We start from the raw sequence: 18,337 nt of genomic DNA, 5'->3' as shown, positions 1-18,337 counted from the left end.
GGAACGCATGCCCACAACGGGCGGCGGGCTACGCCCCCACCCGTAGCAGCACCATCGACCGCGCCCCCACCGTGATCGTCCCGCCCCCCGCGTGCGACGTGCCCGGTGCCTCCGACTGGTCCTCTCTCGACGTGTCCACGATGAGTTCGTACGTCGCCGCCCACGGCGGGCCCGGGAGGCGGAACTCCAGGGGGCGGGAGCCCGCGTGCAGGACCGCGAGGAAGCTGTCGTCGGTGATCTGCTCGCCCCGCTCGTCCCGGCCGGGGATGTCGCGGCCCGAGAGGTAGAGGCCGAGCGTGGCCGTCGGCGCGTACCAGTCCCGCTCCGTCATCTCGGTGCCCTCGGCGGTGAACCAGGCCAGGTCCCGCAGCCCGTCCGCGCCCTGCGGCCGGCCGGAGAAGAAGGCCCGGCGGCGCAGCACCGGGTGGCGGTGGCGCAGCGAGAGGAGCCGGCGGGTGAGGGCGAGCAGCCCGGCCCGGCCCGGGTCGTCCGGCAGCGACCAGTCGAGCCAGCCGAGCTCGTTGTCCTGGCAGTAGGCGTTGTTGTTGCCGCCCTGGGTGCGGCCCATCTCGTCACCGGCGACGAGCATCGGGACCCCGGTGGAGAGGAGGAGGGTGGTCAGGAGGTTGCGCTGCTGGCGCAGCCGGAGGGTGTTGACCGAGGGGTCGTCCGTCTCGCCCTCCGTCCCGCAGTTCCAGGAGCGGTTGTCGTGGGTGCCGTCCCGGTTGCCCTCGCCGTTGGCCTCGTTGTGCTTGCGCTCGTAGGTGACGAGGTCCCGCAGGGTGAAGCCGTCGTGGGCGGTGACGAAGTTGACGGAGGCGTAGGGCCGGCGGCCGCCCCAGGCGTACAGGTCGCTGGAGCCGGAGAGCCGGTAGCCGAGGTCCCGCACGTCGGGCAGCGCCCCGCGCCAGAAGTCCCGTACGGCGTCCCGGTAGCGGTCGTTCCACTCGGTCCAGAGGGGAGGGAAGGCGCCCACCTGGTAGCCGCCGTTGCCCACGTCCCAGGGTTCGGCGATCAGTTTGACCCGGCGCAGGACCGGGTCCTGGGCGATGACGGCCAGGAAGGGGGAGAGCATGTCGACGTCGTGGAAGGAGCGGGCGAGGGCCGCGGCCAGGTCGAAGCGGAAGCCGTCGACGCCCATCTCGGTGACCCAGTACCGCAGGGAGTCGGTGATGAGGCGGAGCACCTGCGGCTGCACGACGTGCAGGGTGTTGCCGCAGCCGGTGTAGTCGGCGTACCGGCGGGCGTCGGACTGGAGCCGGTAGTAGCCGCGGTTGTCGATGCCCTTCAGGGAGAGGGTGGGGCCGAGTTCGCCGGCCTCGGCCGTGTGGTTGTAGACGACGTCGAGGATGACCTCGATGCCGGCCGCGTGCAGCGCCCGGACCATCCGCTTGAACTCGCCGACCTGCTGCCCGGCCGTTCCCGAGGAGGAGTATCCGGCGTGCGGGGCGAAGTAGCCGAGCGAGTTGTAGCCCCAGTAGTTGCGCAGTCCGCGCCGCAGGAGGTGGTCCTCGTGCGCGAACTGGTGCACCGGGAGCAGTTCGACCGCGGTCACGCCGAGCCGGACCAGGTGGTCGATCGCGGCCGGGTGCGCGAGCCCGGCGTACGTGCCGCGCAGGTGCTCCGGGATGCCCGGGTGCAGCCGGGTGAAGCCCTTGACGTGCAGCTCGTAGATGACGGAGTCCTGCCAGGGCGTCTTGGGCCTGCGGTCGTCGGACCAGTCGTCGTCGTCATGGACGACGACGCCCTTCGGGACGTACGGGGCGGAGTCCCGCTCGTCGCGGACGGTGTCGGCCACGTGCTGCTGGGGCCAGTCCCGGACGTGTCCGTACGCCTCCGGGGGCAGCGCCGCGAAATCGCCGTCGACGGCCCGCGCGTACGGGTCGAGGAGCAGCTTCGCCGGGTTCCAGCGGGCGCCGGTCCAGGGGTCCCAGCGGCCGTGCACCCGGTAGCCGTACCGCTGTCCCGGCCCGACTCCGGGCACGAAGCCGTGCCAGATCTCGTGGGTCAGCTCGGTCAGCGGGAGCCGTGTCTCCGTCCCGTCGGCGGCGAAGAGGCACAGCTCCACGGCCTCCGCCCCGCCCGCCCACAGGGCGAAGTTGGTGCCCGTCACCCCGCCCGGGCCGACCCGGCAGCGGGCCCCCAGCGGGGTCGGCGCCCCCGGCCACACCGGTGGCCCGGCCCGCTCCAGGGCATGCTCGGGTACCGCCTCCTGCTCGGCTGCGCTCGCCACCGTCCCGGCCTCCCGCGGCTCGTCGGGCCCGCACCCGGGGGAGCGGCGGCGTCCCGGCCGTCGCTCCCACGCGTGGTTCTCCCCCTGTTCTGCCCGCACGGCCGTGCTCCCAACATGACCCGCACGCACGTTTCCCCTGGAGGGTGGCCGTCGTTGGGCCGAGCGTGACACTTGTATGGAAGCGGGCGAGCCACGCCCTCGTGGTGGCGGGACTGATGGCGGGGCTCTCGATGGGGCTCGCGGGCTGCACCGGGGCCGACGGCGAAGGGGGCGTGGACATCAGCCTGCCGGGCAAGGCGCGGGCTCCGGGCGACGTCATCCGGGTGAGTCCGGAGGACGGCAGCCGGGCGGTGCCGGCCGACGGGCCCGTCGAGGTGAAGCTGGACAGCGGGCGGCTCGAACGGGTGACCGTCGCTCAGATCGAGGACGGCCGGCGGGCCGAGGTCGCCGGGGAGATCTCGCCGGACGGGCTGCGCTGGCGGCCCCGGCCGGACACCCGGCTCGCGCTGGCCGCCAAGTACAGCGTGGACGCGGTCGCGCTCGACGGGCACGGGCGCCGCTCGGCCCGGCACACCACCTTCACCACGGTGGTCCCCGAGTCCCGTTTCATCGGCTACTTCAAACCGGAGAACCGTTCCACGGTCGGCACCGGCATGATCGTCTCCTTCGGTTTCAACCGGCCGATCGAGAACCGGGCCGAGGTGGAGCGGGCCATCCGGATCACCTCGGAGCCGCCGGTGGAGGTCGTCGGCCACTGGTTCGGCAAGGAGCGGCTCGACTTCCGCCCCGCCGCGTACTGGCGGCCCGGGACGAAGGTCACCGTGGAACTGGGGCTGCGGGACGTCGAGGGGGCGCCCGGCGTGTACGGCGTCCAGCGCAGGACGGTGGGCTTCACCGTCGGCCGCTCCCAGGTCTCCCTGGTCGACGCGGCGGCGCACACCATGGAGGTCCGGCGGAACGGCGAGCTGCTCACCACCGTGCCGATCACCGCGGGGGCGCCGAAGACCACCACGTACAACGGGAAGATGGTCGTGACCGAGCTGTACGACGTGACGCGGATGGACGGCAGGACGGTCGGCTTCGGCGGCGAGTACGACATCAAGGACGTGCCGCACGCGATGCGTCTCACCGACTCGGGGACCTTCCTGCACGGCAACTACTGGGCCGATGCCTCCACCTTCGGTTCCGCCAACGTCAGCCACGGCTGCGTGGGACTCCGGGACGAGAAGGGCGGCAGCGCGGACTCGCCCGCGGGCTGGTTCTTCGACCGGACGCTCGTCGGCGACGTGGTGGAGGTGGTGAACTCCCGCGACAAGGAGGTCGCTCCCGACAACGGCCTCGGCGGCTGGAACCTGGAGTGGAACCTCTGGAAGGCCGGCTCCGCCCTGCACTGAGCCCGGCCCGCTCCGCGCATCCGCCCCTAGCACGCCGATCGGGACGGAACGGTGACATTCACGAGGAACTTTCGTGTCCTGCGGTGTGATTATCTAGCGCTGTGTGCGCGAGCGGATGCGCACGGGGGTGGGGTCGTGGCGTTGCCAGGCCGTGCGAGGGGAGAAGACCACAGTGAACGGGCAGCCGATATCGGGGGCATCGGTCAAGAGCGTGCGGCGACGCGGGGGCGTCAGGCTGCAGGCCCTGGCGGCGGGGGCGCTGCTCCTGGTCCTGACCGCCTGCGGCGGCGGTGAGACCGCCACCGGCGGGGGTGCGGGGGGACAGGGCCCGGCGGCCCAGGGCGGCGGCAAGCAGGAGAACGCGGCCTCCCAGGCGGTCGTGACGATCCTTCCGAAGGACGGGGCCGACTCGGTCGCCACCAGCGGTGCCCTCAAGATCACCGCGTCGCAGGGCAAGCTGACCACGGTCACGGTCGCCGACTCCAAGGGCACCGCGGTCGAGGGCAAGATCGCCGCGGACGGTGCCAGCTGGTCGCCGACCGCGCACCTGGCCGCGTCCACCCAGTACAAGGTCCACGCGATCGCGAAGGACGCGGACGGCCGTGAGTCGGCGAAGGACACCACCTTCACCACCCTCGTCCCGAAGAACACCTTCATCGGCCACTACACGCCGGAGGACGGTTCGACCGTCGGCGTCGGCATGCCGGTCTCCATCAACTTCACCCGGGGCATCACCGACCCCGAGGCCGTCGAGAAGGCCATCAAGGTGACGGCCGTCCCGGCCGTCGAGATCGAGGGCCACTGGTTCGGCAACGACCGGCTCGACTTCCGTCCCAAGGACTACTGGGCCGCCGGCACCAAGGTCACGGTCGCCCTGAACCTGGACGGCGTCGAGGGCCGCCCGGGCGTCTACGGCAAGCAGAAGAAGTCGATCTCCTTCACGATCGGCCGCCGTCAGGTCTCCACCGTCGACGCGAGCGCCAAGACGATGAAGGTCGAGCGGGACGGCGCCGTCATCAAGACGCTGCCGATCACCGCGGGCGCGCCGTCCACGACCACGTACAACGGTCAGATGGTCATCAGCGAGAAGTACAAGGTGACCCGCATGAACGGGGCCACGGTCGGCTTCGGCGGCGAGTACGACATCAAGGACGTGCCGCACGCGATGCGTCTGTCGAACTCGGGCACCTTCGTCCACGGCAACTACTGGGCCCCCGCCTCCACCTTCGGCTCCTCCAACGTGAGCCACGGCTGCGTCGGTCTGCAGGACGCGCGGGGCGCGGGCGACAGCTCGATGCCGGCCGCCTGGTTCTACGACAGCTCGATCATCGGCGACGTCGTGATCGTGAAGAACTCCAAGGACAAGCAGATCACGCCGGAGAACGGCCTGAACGGCTGGAACATGGACTGGTCGGAGTGGATCGCCTAGTCGTACGCGACTGAGCGCGGGCCCGGTGCTGTGAGCAACAGCACCGGGCCCGCTCCCGTTAACGGCCACTAACCTTCCTCCCATGACTGTGAACCTCGAAGTCGCCGAAGGCGTCGGCACGATCCGCCTCGACCGCCCCCCGATGAACGCCCTGGACGTCGCCACCCAGGACCGGCTGCGCGAGCTGGCCCAGGAGGCGACCGACCGCGACGACGTGCGGGCCGTGGTCCTCTACGGCGGCGAGAAGGTGTTCGCCGCCGGTGCGGACATCAAGGAGATGCAGGTCATGGACCACGTGGCCATGGTCAAGCGCTCGCGCGCCCTCCAGGACTCCTTCACCGCCGTCGCCCGCATCCCCAAGCCGGTCGTCGCCGCCATCACCGGTTACGCGCTCGGCGGCGGCTGCGAGCTCGCGCTCTGCGCCGACTACCGGATCGCCGCCGACAACGCCAAGCTGGGCCAGCCGGAGATCCTGCTCGGCCTGATCCCGGGTGCGGGCGGCACCCAGCGTCTGTCCCGGCTGGTCGGCCCCTCCAAGGCCAAGGACCTCATCTTCACGGGCCGGATGGTGAAGGCCGACGAGGCCCTGACGCTCGGCCTGGTCGACCGGGTCGTCCCGGCCGCCGAGGTGTACGAGCAGGCGCACGCCTGGGCCGCGAAGCTGGCGCAGGGCCCGGCCGTCGCCCTGCGGGCCGCGAAGGAGGCGATCGACCAGGGTCTGGAGGCCGACATCGACACCGGTCTCGCCATCGAGCGGAACTGGTTCGCGGGTCTGTTCGCCACCGAGGACCGCGAGCGCGGGATGCGCAGCTTCGTCGAGGAGGGCCCCGGGAAGGCGAAGTTCGCCTGACGATCCTTCACGGGTCGGGTGACGATCCTTCACATGCGGGGGCCGATTCCACCGGAACGGCCCCCGCGGACGTCTCCGTGCGGCCATGATGGGGGGCATGGCGGGCCTGGAGGGTAGGGAACAACCGTGGCAGCGCGCGAGCGCCGCCGCGCCGCGGTGGTCACCTGCCGCGGAGGACGAACAGGCCGCCGAAGCAGTGGAGTTGTACGGCAATCCGGCCGAGGAGGACGTGCGGCTGCCGTCCCGCCCCGAGTCCGCGTGGGTGGCCCGCAGGCTCACCCATCACGTCGTGCTGCGACAGTGGGCGCTGGGTCCGCAGATCGCCGAGCACGCGGTGCTCCTCGTCTCGGAGCTCGTCGGGAACGCCGTCCGGCACACCGGGGCCCGGGTCTTCGCGCTGCGGCTGCAGCGCCGCCGCGGCTGGATCCGGATCGAGGTCCGCGACCCCTCGCGCGGACTGCCCTGCCTGATGCCGGTGCACGAGCTCGACATCAGCGGCCGCGGGCTCTTCCTCGTCGACAAGCTCGCCGACCGCTGGGGCGTGGACCTCGCGCCGCGCGGCAAGACCACCTGGTTCGAGATGCGGGTGGCGGACCGCCCCTGACGCCCTGGCCCGGACGACGGCCCTGGCCCCGGACGCACGGAAGCCCCCGTGCGCCGTGGTGAGGCGCGTGGGGGCTTCCGTGTGGTGCGCCGTGGACGGGGGGGTGTATCCACGGCCGCTAGGTCGACCTGGCCCGGGTCAATGGGGGTCGTGTCTCCGACTATGGCAGACAGGGGGCCTTGTCGCCAAAAGTCCCTAGTGGGGCAAGATGGGATAAAAGCGGACAGTTCAACAGTGAATCGTTGGTGACGTGCAGCACTCACCTTGCAAACATTGAATGGCTATGCGGTTCATCGATTGTTTCCCGGGATCGTCCGCATGCTGGACGCCCCAGGTATGCCCGCAAACGTCCTGAATTGGCCTAATCGTCACCAATCCGGCGAAGTCCCTCTTGAATGGTCGCGTGAAGCCGACCGACCGCCGAGGAGCCCTCCGGGCGGGCGCGGCCGCCGCCCTCGCGGGAGCCCTCGCCACCGCCTGCGGCACGGAACCCGCCCCGGCCCCCGCCGCCGGGCACCGCCCCGCCCCCGCGCCCCTCGCCCCGGCCCCCCGGCGCTTCCCCGGACAGCCGGACGAGATCACCCACGGCCCCCGTGACCGGCCCAGGGTCGCCCTCACCTTCCACGGCCAGGGCGACCCCGCCCTCGCCCGGCGGCTCCTCGCCCAGGCGGAGCACGCCGGAGCCCGCGTCACCGTCCTCGCCGTCGGCGGCTGGCTCGACACCCACCCCGGCATGGCCCGCCGCATCCTCGACGGCGGCCACGACCTCGGCAACCACACCCAGCGCCACATCGACATCAACGCCATGACCGAGGCCGAGGCCCTCGCCGAGATCGAGGCCTGCGCGGGGCGCCTGCGCCGGCTCACCGGGTCCGTAGGCACCTGGTTCCGCCCCTCCCGCGCCCGGAACGCGGCCCCCGCCGTCCTGCGCGCCGCCCGGCGCGCCGGATACCCGCACGTCCTCTCGTACGACGTCGACTCCCTCGACTTCACCTCGCCCGGCGCCGCGGCCGTCGTCCGCAACGTCACCGGGCCGGTCCGCGCCGGATCCGTCGTCAGCCTGCACTTCGGCTACCCGGACACCGCCGCCGCGCTGCCCCTCCTCCTCGCCGACCTCGACCGCCGCGGCCTGAGCGCGGTCACCACCACGGAGCTGCTGAGCTGATGGCACACACCGCACAGAGACACCTCACGGCGCGCACCCGGACCCTTCTCGCCGCCGCCCTCCTCACCGCCCTCGCCGGCTGCGGCACCGCGAACCACCCCGAGGGCGCCGCCCCCGTGAAGAAGGCCGCCCCCGCCCTGCCCAAGCCGGCCGCCGCCCCCGCCGGACTGCCCGGGATGCCGCCCCTGCTCGACCCGCACGACGTCTACGCCGCCGACCGGCCGAACAAGCTCTCCCCGGTGGTGCGGGACTTCCCCTCCCGGGTCTACGTCCCCAACACCAACTCCAACACCGTCTCGGTCATCGACCCCACGACCTACCAGGTCGTCGAGACCATCCCGGTCGGCGTCCAGCCCCAGCACGTCGTCCCCTCCTGGGACATGAAGACCCTCTGGGTCAACAACAACCGGGGCCACACGCTCACCCCCATCGACCCCGCCACCGGCGTCGCGGGCAAGCCCGTCGAGGTCCACGACCCGTACAACCTCTACTTCACGCCCGACGGCAAGTACGCCGTCGTCATGGCCTCGCTCGACCGGGAACTCGTCTTCCGCGACCCGCACACCATGGAGCGGAAGAAGTCCGTCCCGGTCAGCTGCTTCGGCGTCAACCACGCCGACTTCTCCGCCGACGGACGCTACTTCGTCGTCTCCTGCGAGTTCTCCGGCGAACTCCTCAAGGTCGACACCGAGAAGATGGAGGTGATCGGCCAGCAGAAGCTGCCGTTCGACGGCGCCATGCCGCAGGACGTGAAGATCTCCCCCGACGGCAAGACCTTCTACATCGCCGACATGATGGCCCACGGCATGTGGGTCCTGGACGGCGAGAAGTTCACCACCCCCACCCTGCTCCCCACCGGCAAGGGCTGCCACGGCCTCTACGTCGGCCGGGACTCGCGCGAGATGTACGTCTCCAACCGCGGCGAGGGCTCGGTCTCCGTCTTCGACTTCGAGCAGAAGAAGCTCACCAAGAAGTGGTCGCTCCCGGACGGCGGCTCCCCCGACATGGGCGGCGTCTCCGCCGACGGCAAGGTCCTGTGGCTCTCCGGACGCTACGACTCCGAGGTCTACGCGATCGACACCGCCACGGGCAAGCAGCTCGCCCGCATCCCCGTCGGCAGCGGCCCCCACGGCCTCGCCGTCTACCCCCAGCCCGGCCGCTACTCCCTCGGCCACACCGGCATCTTCCGGTAGCGGGCCGGGGCGGCGGCCGGGCGCCGGGCCGGTCAGACGGCGGTCAGGAGCGCCTCCGAGGCCACCGGGCGGTAGCCCGCCGCCTGGAAGACGCGGACGCTGCGGGCGTTGCCCGGGGCCTGCTGGGCCCACACCACGTCGCCCGGGGTGAGGTGGCGGGCCGCCGTCGCCAGGGCCCGGCCCAGGCCCCGGTGGCGCACCTCCTCGTCCACCTCGATCGCCGCCTCCCAGCGGCCCGCGACACCCCGGCCCAGGATCAGGACCCCGCCGTCGGCCGCCCACACCCGGACCTCGTCGCGGTACTTCAGGGCCCGCGCCACCCGGGGGTGCGAGGGGTCGTCGATCTCGCGGAGCTCCAGCGGGGGCGGGCCCGGCAGCGCGTCGGCGACCGTGAGCAGGTCGATCGTGTTCATGCGGCGGCCGGTGCGGGCCATCAGCGCCAGCAGGAAGGCCGGGTTCATGCTCGCCGCCAGCGGGTCGGCGGACGTGGCCGCCAGCTCCGCCCGCACCCACTCGGGGTCGGCGTCCGTGAAGACCACCGAGTGGGCCGTGAAGGCGAGCACCCCCGCGTCCCGGGGCCCCGGCTGCGGCACCACCGTCGTCGCTCCGTCCGGGGGAGGGAACTCCCCGTGTGCCGCCGCCGCCAGGATCCGTGCCACGTCGTCGTTCATGCCCCCATCATCCGGCACCGGGGAGCCAGCTAATCTGACCCCCGTCAGACAAGCACCGAGAAGGGGCGGACGCAGTGGCGGACATCGACGACGCACGCAAGGCATTCGACAGTTTCGACACCGACGGGGACGGTTTCATCACCGCCGCGGAGTACAAGAGCCTCATGGCGAAGCACGGCGACTTCAACGTCACCGAGACGGTCGCCGAGGTGCTCATCAAGCAGCGCGACGACAACGGCGACGGTGTGCTGTCCTGGGACGAGTTCTGGGCGCACTACAGCAAGGCCTGAGCCGGCGCCTGACGCCAGGCCCCATCCACCGGGTCCCGGTGGGCGCAGCAACCCCGCGTTGCCGCCCGCCCGGGGCCCGGCGTCGTTTCCGGCGGGTTCCCGGTTCCCGGGGACGCGCGACGCACGGTGGCGTGGCCGGATCCCGGCCCGGGCCCGGGGGCGCCTCCGGCCTGGGCTTTTGGCCGGAAGACGCGGGTCCGCTCGGAGAAGCCCTCCGTTTTCCCCGCAGGTCGTGCGGCAGCTCTTTGCCAGGCAGCTTCCTGGCCTGTCCGGAAGCGGACAGGCGGGCCCCCGCGGTGATTTCCTCTGGGTGTGCGGCCGGGAAGGCTGAAAACCCCCCGGTCGCCGAGGACCTCCCGAGAAGCGCGTACGACCGCACTCGTACCGTTGCCGCCCTGGAATGGAGACCCGCATGTCCTGTCGCCTCCGCGCCACCAGCAGCATCCTCGCCACCGTCGCCGCCGCCGTCCTCGGCGGAGTCCTGCTCGCTTCGCCGGCCCAGGCCGCCCCGGCCGCCCCGCCGGCCGTGACCCAGGGCGGTGACGACTTCGTCTGGCCGACGCCGCCTCACCCGGAGATGCCGAGCTTCCCCTGCGTGCCCACGCTCCCCGGCCTGCCCTGCATCCCCCAGATCCCGGACGACTTCGTCTGGCCGACCGCCCCCCGGGACTGATCACCATGCGTGTGACCACCGCCGCGACCGCCGCGGGACCGCTTCAGATCCACTCCCTGCGGGTCGCCTGCACCCCCGCCTCGAAGCGGCTCGACGCCCCGAGCCGGTCCATCAGGTCGGCGACGATCCGCCGCTCCGTCCGCACCCCGATGCCCAGCGCACGCGCCACGGCCTCGTCGGTGAGACCGCTCGCGAGCAGCTGGAGCAGCTTGCGCTCCTGCGGGGTGAGCCCGCCCGGCAGGGCGTCCCCGGGACCGTCGAGGGGGGAGGCGTGCTCCCAGTACGCCTCGAACAGGGCGCGCATGGCCAGGACCACCGGCTGGCTGCTGAAGAGCAGTGCGGACGGCTGGGCCTGGCCCGGCAGCCCGGCGACGACCGCCGCCGTGGTGTCGACGATGAGCAGCCGCATGGGGAGCGTCGGCGAGGTACGGATCTCGCTGCCGCGCTCGGCCATCCACTGGGCGTGCGCCCGGGTGACCCGGTCGCCCGCGACGCTGTCGAGATAGACGGTCCGGAAGCGGACACCCCGGTCCATCGCCCGCTCGTTCAGGGGCCGGCCGGCCTCGACGGACTCCTCGGTGAGGGCCTTGCCGGGATGGAAGGCGAGCGACTCGTGCGTACAGGACTCGGCCAGGGCTTCGAGCCGGGTGCGGATGTCGTCGACGTTGTCGAGGTGCTCCGCCCCGTCCAGACCGCCCGACCGGCCCGAGGCCGTGTACTCGGCGGCGAGGGCGGCGAGCGCCGCCCGGTTCTGCTCGATCCGCTGCTGCCGCGAGGCGAGTTCGCGCTCCTCCCGCTGGAGCAGCACTTTCAGGCCCAGTGAGGGGTTCACCGCCCGCACCCCGCCCGGGGTGTCCCGGGACGGTGCGAGCAGGGAGAGCCGCGTCAGCAGGACGAGGGCTTCCTCCACCTGCTCGGCCGTGCAGTTCAGCAGTTTCGCCAGGCGCTCCGGATCGTGCTCCTTGTGGAACAGGATCGCGCGATAGACGCCCAGCGTGTGCTGATCGAGCGATGAGACCTCGTCCACGTGGTGTCCCCCTTGCCAGGTCGCACGAGCCACCCGATTCACCCCATTGACACGATCAGCACGCTACCCGCTCGACGATCTCCTCGAAAGGGCGTTCACGTGGCCCGTACCGGATCCTCTCCGCCGCGGCTCGACGGTCTCGTCGTCCTCGTCGTCGACGCGACGACGGGCGTCGGCCGGGAGCTCACCACCCGGCTCTGTGCCGCCGGGGCGATCGTCGCCGTCGTCGGCGCGGGCCATCCGGGCCGCGGTGACGACGCCGCCACCAACGCGGCCTTCCTCTGCAAGGAGCTCGCGGACCGGGGGCTCGTGGCCCTCCCGTACCGGATCGACATCGGCGACCCGGACGAGGCGGCCCGGCTGCCCGGCCAGATCGCCGCCGACGCCGGGCCCGTCGCGGCCGCGGTCGTGGTGCTGCCGCCACCGGGCGCGGCGGAGGGCCTCCGGCGGGCCTTCCGGATCGTCTCGGCCGCCCTCGCGGGCGCGCTGCCGCCCGGCGCCCGGCACATCGAGCGGGCCCCGGCCGCCGGGGACGGCCCGGAACCGGGGACGGCCGAGGACCGCGCCTGGGTCCGCTCCGTCGTCGACGGCCTGGCCGCGGAGGCGGCCCGGGCCCCCAGCCGCTGAGCCGGCCGCAACCCACTGCGAGAAGTCACCACGGGGAGAGACATGTCCATTCGCGTCGTCGTGGCCGGTGACCACCAGCTGGTCCTGGAGGCCTTCGCCGAGACCCTGAACGGCACCAACGGCCTGGACGTCGTGGGTCTCGCCACGACCTTCGAGTCGGTCCTGCCGGCCGTCCAGCGGCACCGCCCCACCGTCCTGCTCCTCGGCGAGAGCACCATGGGCGGCAAGGCCCTGCGCGCGGCCACCGAGGTCCGCTCGCACCATCCGACCTGCGGGGTGGCGCTCATGGTCGGCTCGGCCACGCCCTCCGTGGTGGACCGGGCGGTGGCCGCCGGGGCGCTCGGCGTCGTCCCCAAGACGGCCCGGCTGCCGCAGCTGATCACCACCCTGGTGGGGGTCGCGGGCGGCTGCCTCACGGTCGACCCGGGGCTGCTGCGGACGCCGGCGGCGGGCGAGGCGGTGCTCAGCGTCCGCGAGACGGACGTGCTCCGGCTGACGGCGGGCGGGGCGACGGTCAAGGAGATCGCGGGAGAGCTCTACCTCGCGGCGGGGACGGTACGGAACCTCACCTCGGCGGCGATCAAGAAGCTCGGCGGCCGCAACCGGTTCGACGCGGCCCGCATCGCCGCCGAGTGCGGGCTGCTGTGAGGGGCGCCGTGACCCCCGGACGCGAGCCGGCCCCGGCACGGGGCGTGCCGGGGCGGGGCGTCACGAGAAGGTGGTGCCGGGTGCTCCTACTTCTCCAGGCAGAACTCGTTGATCGGGTAGCCCACATGACGGTCGGCCGTCGGCAGGTGACCCAGGATGCGGTCGCCCGGCTTGAGCTCGGTGCTGTTCAGCACCGCGGCGCCGGGGCCCAGGACCCGCACGTGCCAGTCGTCCTGGAGGATCAGGTTGACCGTCTGCCCGCTGGGCGCGACCGCGTCGATCGAGATGAGCGGACGCGTCTCGATCTTCACCCGGCCCACGCTGACCGGCCGGGTGCGGCCGTCCACGTCGACCGCCAGGACGGAACTGCCGGCGTGCAGCTCGCTCAGGTAGTGGGTGCGGCCGTTCTGCCCCACGGTGTACGAGTGCAGGGCGCCCGCGTTGACCCGGAACGGCCGCGTCGGCATGTACGGCAGCGGGTGGGTCTCGCTGACGCACAGGACCATGCCCTTGGAGTGCGAACCGACGAGGATGCCCTCGTCCTTGCGGAAGTGCGTCGTGGTGTCGACGCAGGCCCGCTCGCCCATCCCGATGTGCGTGGTCGCCGTGACCTCCAGCTCGACCAGGGAGATCTCGCCGCCGTGCGCCGTCGCCGCGGTCCGCAGCGCCGTCGCGTCGCCGACCGTACGGCCCCGCATCAGGACACCGTCCGAGCCGTGCTCCAGGACGCCGTAGAGGATCTCGGCCTCCTCGGTGTCGGCCGCGGTCGTCACGATCGAGCCGGGCGCGCCCGACGCGGCCGCGATGACGATCTCCAGCGGGATCTTCGTCGGGTCGCGGAAGTCGAGGACGCTCCAGGCCTCCAGACGCGCCGCCAGGCAGGCGTCCTCCAGGGTGTCGGCGTCGACGATCTCCACGTACCGCCCGAACTGCACGCCCGGGTGGGCCGCTTCGAGCTCGGCGCGGGCGTCGCGCGGGCCGGGCACGATCACCACGTCGGCCTCGCCCAGGTCGGCGGGGACGGTCGCGGCTCCGTCCTCGAAGAGCAGGACCCTGCGCACGGTGGGCGGCAGGCCGGCGAAGACGGCCGGGTCGGCGGAGACGATGCCGTCGATCTTCTGGTGCACCGCCTCCTCCAGGACGGCGGCGGTGGCGTCGCCGGCCTCGCGGATGTCAAGCCAGCACAGTTTGGCGTCCGTCATGATGCGGACCTCCTGTCAGGTGGTTGTCGAGAGATGAGTCGTCGAGGTGATCGGGGGTGAGACGTTCGCTGTGCACCGGCCCCTGGTCCGGATCGCCGAACGGGGCGCCGGCGAAGTGCTGTTCGGGGAAGTGGTGCACGATCCGGGCGACCTTGGCCGCGAGGGCGCGCGGGTCCTTGGCCTGGAAGATGTTGCGGCCCATGGCCACCCCGCCCGCCCCGCCGGCGATGGCGTCCCGGACGTACGCCAGGACGTCCTCCTCCTTGTCGAGGGCGGGCCCGCCCGCGACGAGGACCGGTACGGGGCAGGCCGCGGTCAGGTCGAGCATCTCCGCGGTGGATCCGAGGAAGACGGTCTTGACCAGGTCCGCGCCCAGGTCGGCGGCGATCGTCACGGCGTGCGCGACGACCGCCGGGTCCCGCGGGTCGCTGATCCGCGGCCCGCGCGGGTACACCATGGCGAGCAGCGGCAGGTTCCAGCGGTCGCAGGCGTCGGCGATCCTCCCGAGGTCGCCGATCTGCTGCCGCTCGTCGTCGGAGCCGAGGTTGACGTGGACGCTGACCGCGTCCGCGCCGAGGCGCAGGGCCTCCTCGACGCCGGCGACGACGTACTTGGCGTTGGGGTCGAGCGCCTGGCTGGTGCTCGCGTTGAGGTGGATGATCAGCGACATCGCGGCGAACCGCTCCGGGCTGATGTGGCGCACGCTGCCCTTGTGCACGACGACGGCGTCCGAGCCGCCGGCGGCGATCTTGGCGGCGAGCTGGTCGAGCGTCGTGCCCTTGGGCACCACCGGACCGTCGTGGATCGAGTGGTCGAGAGGGGTGATCATCAGGCCGGCCGTGCTGTGGCGGTAGAGCCGCCGTAGCCGCAGCGACCGGGCGAAGTGGCCGAAACCGGTCATGGAACGCCCTTTCTGGTTCGCGAGGAGGCGTGATCGGGCTGGTGACCCGGTCCGCGCGCGCGGACGGGGTCGGCCCGCGCGGTGGCTCCGCGCGGGGAGCTGGGGGCCGGCCCGCCGGCTCCGACGCCGGCGGGATCGGCGGTGGGGTCCGGCGGCGAGACGGAGCGCAGATAGGCGCGGTCCGGTTTGCCCGAGGGTGTGAGCGGCAGCCGCGGCCAGACCGAGACCCGTACCGGCGTGTGTTCCGGGGTCAGCGCGGCGGCCACGTATCCCCGCAGGTCGCAGGAGGTGTGCCCGGCCCCCGAGTACAGCTCGACGGCCGCGTGCACCTGCTCCACCCAGTCGCGGTCGCGGACCCCGAACACCGTGGCCTGGCGCACCTGCGGATGGCGCATCAGCGCCTCCTCGATGGCCGCCGGATCCAGCTTGAGACCGCCGTGCTTGATCACGTCGCCGATCCGGCCGTCCAGCCGGAGGTAGCCGTACCGGTCCCGGTGTCCCAGGTCGCCGGTGCACAGCCAGCCGTCGCGGAAGACCGTCCCGGTGCGTTCCTCGTCGCCGATGTAGCCGGCCGTGACGGTGGGCGAGCTGATCCAGATCTCGCCCGTCACCCCCCGCTCCACCTGCGGTCCGCCGCCGGGGCCGCGGATCTCCACCCGCACCCAGGGGAACGGGCGGCCCGCCGAGCCGAGCAGCTCGGGCTCGCGGTGGTCCAGCGGGTTGAGGCTGCTGATGCCGCCCGCCTCCGTCGTCCCGTACACCTGGATGAGCACGTCGCCGAAGAGCTCGACGGCCCTGGCCACCCGCGCCGGCGCCGCCGGGGTGCCGCTGTAGGTGATGCGGCGCAGCGAGGACAGATCGGTGAGCGGGGCGGCCGGGTGGTCCAGGAGCCGGTAGAGGTGCGGTACGGCGAGGTAGACGTCGGTGACCCCGTGGCGCTCGAAGGCATCGAGGACATCGCCCGCGTCGAACTCGTCGTGCAGGACGACCCGTCCGCCGCTCGCGAGGACCGCGTCGGCCATCGGCGCGGTCGTGTGGCTGATCGGCGTGACGGACAGCAGCGTCGCGGGTCCCCGGGGATCGAGGCCATGGGCGAGGCGGCGGACGAGCTCCTCACGTGTGTCGTTCCGCTGGGCGACCATCTTCGGCCGGCCGGTGCTCCCGCTGGTGAACTCGACGGTCGCGAGGTCCTCCGGGCGCGGCTCGGGCAGCCGCGCCGGCAGCGGCCCGGGGGGTTCGGCCGCCGCCCCCCAGGGGATGGTCAGCGGGGTCACCTCCGGTACGCGGCGGGTGAGCCACTCACCGCGCTCGGCGCTCTCGTCGTCGACGAGCAGCACCGACACCCGGAGGTCCTCCAGGAGCCGCGCCTGGGTGGCGACGGAGAAGGTCTCCGTGTCCGTGCGGGGGTTCATCGACCGTACGTACACGGAGGTGGCGCCCAGGAGATGGACGGCGTACCGCGCGGCGAGCATCGACGGCCGGTTCGGGCCGGTCAGCACGGCGACGGTGGTGCCGGGGCGGACGCCGCGGGAGTGCAGCAGGGCGGTCGCGGCCCGCACGGAGCCGGCGAGCCGGCCGGCCGTGACGGCCTCGTCGGCGTGGTCGATCACCACGCGCCCCGGGTCCTTCCCGAGGGCGTCGAGAATGCGGCGTACGTACATCGTTCCTCCTTTCCGAAAGAGGCGGGAAAATCAGGGGAAGGGTCAGGCGATGCGCATCTGCGCCATCATTCCCATGGCGCTGTGGTCGATCATGTGGCAGTGATAGGGGAAGACCCCGCGGTGCGTGTCGAAGGTCAGCTGGAGTTTCGCGGTCTGTCCCGGGAAGAGGAGCACCGTGTCCTTGAGTCCCGCCTCCGCGGGATAGACCGGCATTCCGTCCCTCTCGAGAATGCGGAACTGCACCAGGTGCGTGTGGAAGTTGTGCGGGACGGTCGTGCTGGTGTTCTTGACCGTCCACACCTCCGTGGAGCCCCACGCGATCTCGGTGTCGATCCGGTCGTGGTCGAAGGTCTTCTCGTTGATGTACGCCTGGTGGCCCGTGCCCGGCTCGTCCATCCGCAGCTCGAAGGAGCGCTCGACGGTCGGCGTGGGCAGCGCCGGGAGGGTGGTGAGGACGTCCGGCACCCGGCTCGGGTCGTCCACCTTCTCCTCGACGTCGAAGCGCATGATCTGCCCGACGAGCTCGGTCGGCCCGGGACCCAGCATGTTCGACAGGGTGACCTGGGTGCCCGGCGCGTACCGGGAGAAGTCGATGACGAAGTCGGCGCGCTCGCCGGGGGAGAGGACGATCACCGGCGAGGGCGCCGGCGCCGGGAGCAGCCCGCCGTCCGAGCCGATGTGGACGATGGGGCTGCCGTCGGAGAGCGCCATCACGAAGATCCGCAGATTGCAGGAGTTGACCATCCGGAAGCGGTACTTGCGCGCCTTCACCTTCAGGTGCGGCCACGGGGCCCCGTTGACCAGGATGGTCGTGCGGTTGAGGGCGTCGTCCATCGTGTAGACCATCTGGCCGTCCGCGTCGAAGTGCGCGTCCCGCAGGATCAGCGGCACCTCGTACGGCCCCGAGGGCAGCCCGAGCGCGTCCTCGGCCTCGTCGCCGAGGAGGTAGAGCCCGGAGAGGCCCCGGTAGACGTGCTCGGACTCCATGTGGTGGGCGTGGTCGTGCGTCCACAGGGTGGCGCCCACCTGCCGGTTGGCGTAGACGTACGTCCTCGCGGCCCCCGGCTGGATCACGTCCATCATCCCGCCGTCCTGCTCCTGCGGGTTGGCCCCGCCGTGCAGGTGCACCGAGGTCGGCATGGACAGCCCGTTGATCTGCCGGACGACGGCGGTGCGGCCGCTGCGGGCCCGGATGGTGGGGCCGGGGAAGGTGCCGTTGTACGTCAGGACCTCGGTCTTCAGGCCGGGCAGGATCTCCACCCTCGCCCTGCGCATGGTGACCGCGTAGTAGTCGGCCGACCGGGTCCGCCGGTACGGGGCGAGGACCCGCGGCCGCGGCAGCGGCACGGTGAACGGGGTGACCGCGGGCGGTCCGGCCGGAGGCTCGGCGGCCACGGCCGGGGTGCCCGAGGTGAGGCCCTGGAAGACCCCGCCGGCCGCGCCGACAGCGCCGACGGCACCGGCGGTGAGTCCGAGTCGTATCGCATGGCGGCGAGAGAACACAGCGGATTCCTTACGTGACGGTTTTCCGGGAGCGAAAGGTCTGTCGATTCGCTCTCCGAGCATGGGCGCGAACGGGTGGAACTCCGAGGGAGTTCGCCCCGGTGCTTGCATGTGTCACGCGATCGATGACCTCGGTCATTTCCGCCGGTGGACACGGGAATGGGGCCCTCCGGGATGACGGGCGTCACGGCGCGGAATGCTCCCCGTCACGGACCGCCCGGGAAATGTCACCGATTCCGGTGGCGCGGGACCGGGGGTGAATTCCC

General features: G+C 72.4%; 17 protein-coding genes. 10 read left to right on the top strand and 7 right to left on the bottom strand.

What is annotated here, in order from left to right:
* Positions 1–28: 28 nt before the first annotated feature.
* Positions 29–2,233, bottom strand: a complete 2,205-nt coding sequence (gene glgX, locus IE237_RS00510; protein ID WP_189799776.1) for a glycogen debranching protein GlgX — start codon at positions 2,231–2,233, stop codon at positions 29–31.
* 215 nt (positions 2,234–2,448) lie between these two features.
* Here glgX and IE237_RS00505 point away from each other — a divergent pair, with 215 nt between their 5' ends.
* From IE237_RS00505 to IE237_RS00480, 6 genes are all read left to right on the top strand, one after another.
* On the top strand, positions 2,449–3,627 hold the full coding sequence (locus IE237_RS00505; RefSeq protein WP_189800634.1) for a L,D-transpeptidase: 1,179 nt from the start codon (positions 2,449–2,451) through the stop codon (positions 3,625–3,627).
* A gap of 172 nt (positions 3,628–3,799) precedes the next feature.
* A complete protein-coding gene (locus tag IE237_RS00500; RefSeq protein WP_189799775.1) occupies positions 3,800–5,056 on the top strand; it encodes a L,D-transpeptidase in 1,257 nt (418 codons plus the stop codon).
* Positions 5,057–5,138: 82 nt separating this feature from the next.
* The gene (locus IE237_RS00495) at positions 5,139–5,906 is read left to right on the top strand and encodes an enoyl-CoA hydratase/isomerase family protein (protein WP_189799774.1); all 768 of its coding nucleotides are present in this window, start codon (positions 5,139–5,141) and stop codon (positions 5,904–5,906) included.
* Between the two features lie 97 nt (positions 5,907–6,003).
* Positions 6,004–6,510: an ATP-binding protein gene (locus IE237_RS00490; RefSeq protein ID WP_229842167.1), complete on the top strand. Its 507-nt coding sequence runs from the start codon at positions 6,004–6,006 to the stop codon at positions 6,508–6,510.
* Between the two features lie 403 nt (positions 6,511–6,913).
* A complete protein-coding gene (locus IE237_RS00485; RefSeq protein ID WP_189799772.1) occupies positions 6,914–7,675 on the top strand; it encodes a polysaccharide deacetylase family protein in 762 nt (253 codons plus the stop codon).
* Complete coding sequence (locus IE237_RS00480; RefSeq protein ID WP_189799771.1) at positions 7,675–8,868, top strand: YncE family protein; 1,194 nt, start codon at positions 7,675–7,677, stop codon at positions 8,866–8,868. Before IE237_RS00485 ends, IE237_RS00480 begins: the two co-directional genes overlap by 1 nt.
* A 32-nt stretch (positions 8,869–8,900) precedes the next feature.
* Here the strand turns inward: IE237_RS00480 and IE237_RS00475 are convergent, their stop codons facing one another.
* Positions 8,901–9,539 (bottom strand): GNAT family N-acetyltransferase, encoded by a 639-nt coding sequence (locus IE237_RS00475; protein WP_189799770.1) that lies wholly within the window; start codon positions 9,537–9,539, stop codon positions 8,901–8,903.
* A gap of 74 nt (positions 9,540–9,613) precedes the next feature.
* Between IE237_RS00475 and IE237_RS00470 the strand changes: the two genes are divergently transcribed.
* Together IE237_RS00470 and IE237_RS00465 are read left to right on the top strand one after the other, a co-directional pair.
* The gene (locus tag IE237_RS00470) at positions 9,614–9,829 is read left to right on the top strand and encodes an EF-hand domain-containing protein (protein WP_189799769.1); all 216 of its coding nucleotides are present in this window, start codon (positions 9,614–9,616) and stop codon (positions 9,827–9,829) included.
* Between the two features lie 412 nt (positions 9,830–10,241).
* Positions 10,242–10,502 (top strand): hypothetical protein, encoded by a 261-nt coding sequence (locus tag IE237_RS00465; RefSeq protein WP_189799768.1) that lies wholly within the window; start codon positions 10,242–10,244, stop codon positions 10,500–10,502.
* A gap of 43 nt (positions 10,503–10,545) precedes the next feature.
* On the opposite strand, the gene IE237_RS00460 is transcribed toward IE237_RS00465, so the two are convergent.
* The gene (locus IE237_RS00460) at positions 10,546–11,529 is read right to left on the bottom strand and encodes a helix-turn-helix transcriptional regulator (protein WP_189799767.1); all 984 of its coding nucleotides are present in this window, start codon (positions 11,527–11,529) and stop codon (positions 10,546–10,548) included.
* A 99-nt stretch (positions 11,530–11,628) separates the two neighbouring features.
* Here IE237_RS00460 and IE237_RS00455 point away from each other — a divergent pair, with 99 nt between their 5' ends.
* Positions 11,629–12,156, top strand: a complete 528-nt coding sequence (locus IE237_RS00455) for an SDR family NAD(P)-dependent oxidoreductase (RefSeq protein ID WP_189799766.1) — start codon at positions 11,629–11,631, stop codon at positions 12,154–12,156.
* Between the two features lie 42 nt (positions 12,157–12,198).
* Positions 12,199–12,804: a response regulator transcription factor gene (locus tag IE237_RS00450; protein WP_189799765.1), complete on the top strand. Its 606-nt coding sequence runs from the start codon at positions 12,199–12,201 to the stop codon at positions 12,802–12,804.
* An 86-nt stretch (positions 12,805–12,890) separates the two neighbouring features.
* Here IE237_RS00450 and IE237_RS00445 read toward each other — a convergent pair whose 3' ends face one another.
* Genes IE237_RS00445 through IE237_RS00430 form a run of 4 tightly spaced genes read right to left on the bottom strand, consistent with a single transcriptional unit; the run spans position 12,891 to position 18,071 of the window.
* On the bottom strand, positions 12,891–14,006 hold the full coding sequence (locus tag IE237_RS00445; protein ID WP_189799764.1) for a 3-dehydroquinate synthase II family protein: 1,116 nt from the start codon (positions 14,004–14,006) through the stop codon (positions 12,891–12,893).
* Positions 13,978–14,907 carry a 2-amino-3,7-dideoxy-D-threo-hept-6-ulosonate synthase gene (locus tag IE237_RS00440; protein ID WP_189799763.1) on the bottom strand — a complete coding sequence of 310 codons (930 nt, stop codon included), beginning with the start codon at positions 14,905–14,907 and terminating at the stop codon, positions 13,978–13,980. The genes IE237_RS00445 and IE237_RS00440 overlap by 29 nt, the downstream gene beginning before the upstream one ends.
* Positions 14,904–16,568: a class I adenylate-forming enzyme family protein gene (locus IE237_RS00435; protein WP_189799762.1), complete on the bottom strand. Its 1,665-nt coding sequence runs from the start codon at positions 16,566–16,568 to the stop codon at positions 14,904–14,906. Before IE237_RS00435 ends, IE237_RS00440 begins: the two co-directional genes overlap by 4 nt.
* Before the next feature lie 42 nt (positions 16,569–16,610).
* Positions 16,611–18,071 carry a multicopper oxidase family protein gene (locus IE237_RS00430; RefSeq protein WP_189799761.1) on the bottom strand — a complete coding sequence of 487 codons (1,461 nt, stop codon included), beginning with the start codon at positions 18,069–18,071 and terminating at the stop codon, positions 16,611–16,613.
* Between the last annotated feature and the right edge of the window lie 266 nt (positions 18,072–18,337).

Origin of the sequence: Streptomyces tanashiensis, from assembly GCF_014648895.1 — a bacterium.
GTDB classification, from domain to species: domain Bacteria; phylum Actinomycetota; class Actinomycetes; order Streptomycetales; family Streptomycetaceae; genus Streptomyces; species Streptomyces tanashiensis.
Note: the sequence above shows the minus strand (reverse complement) of the source record. Positions and strands in the feature narration are given on the sequence as shown.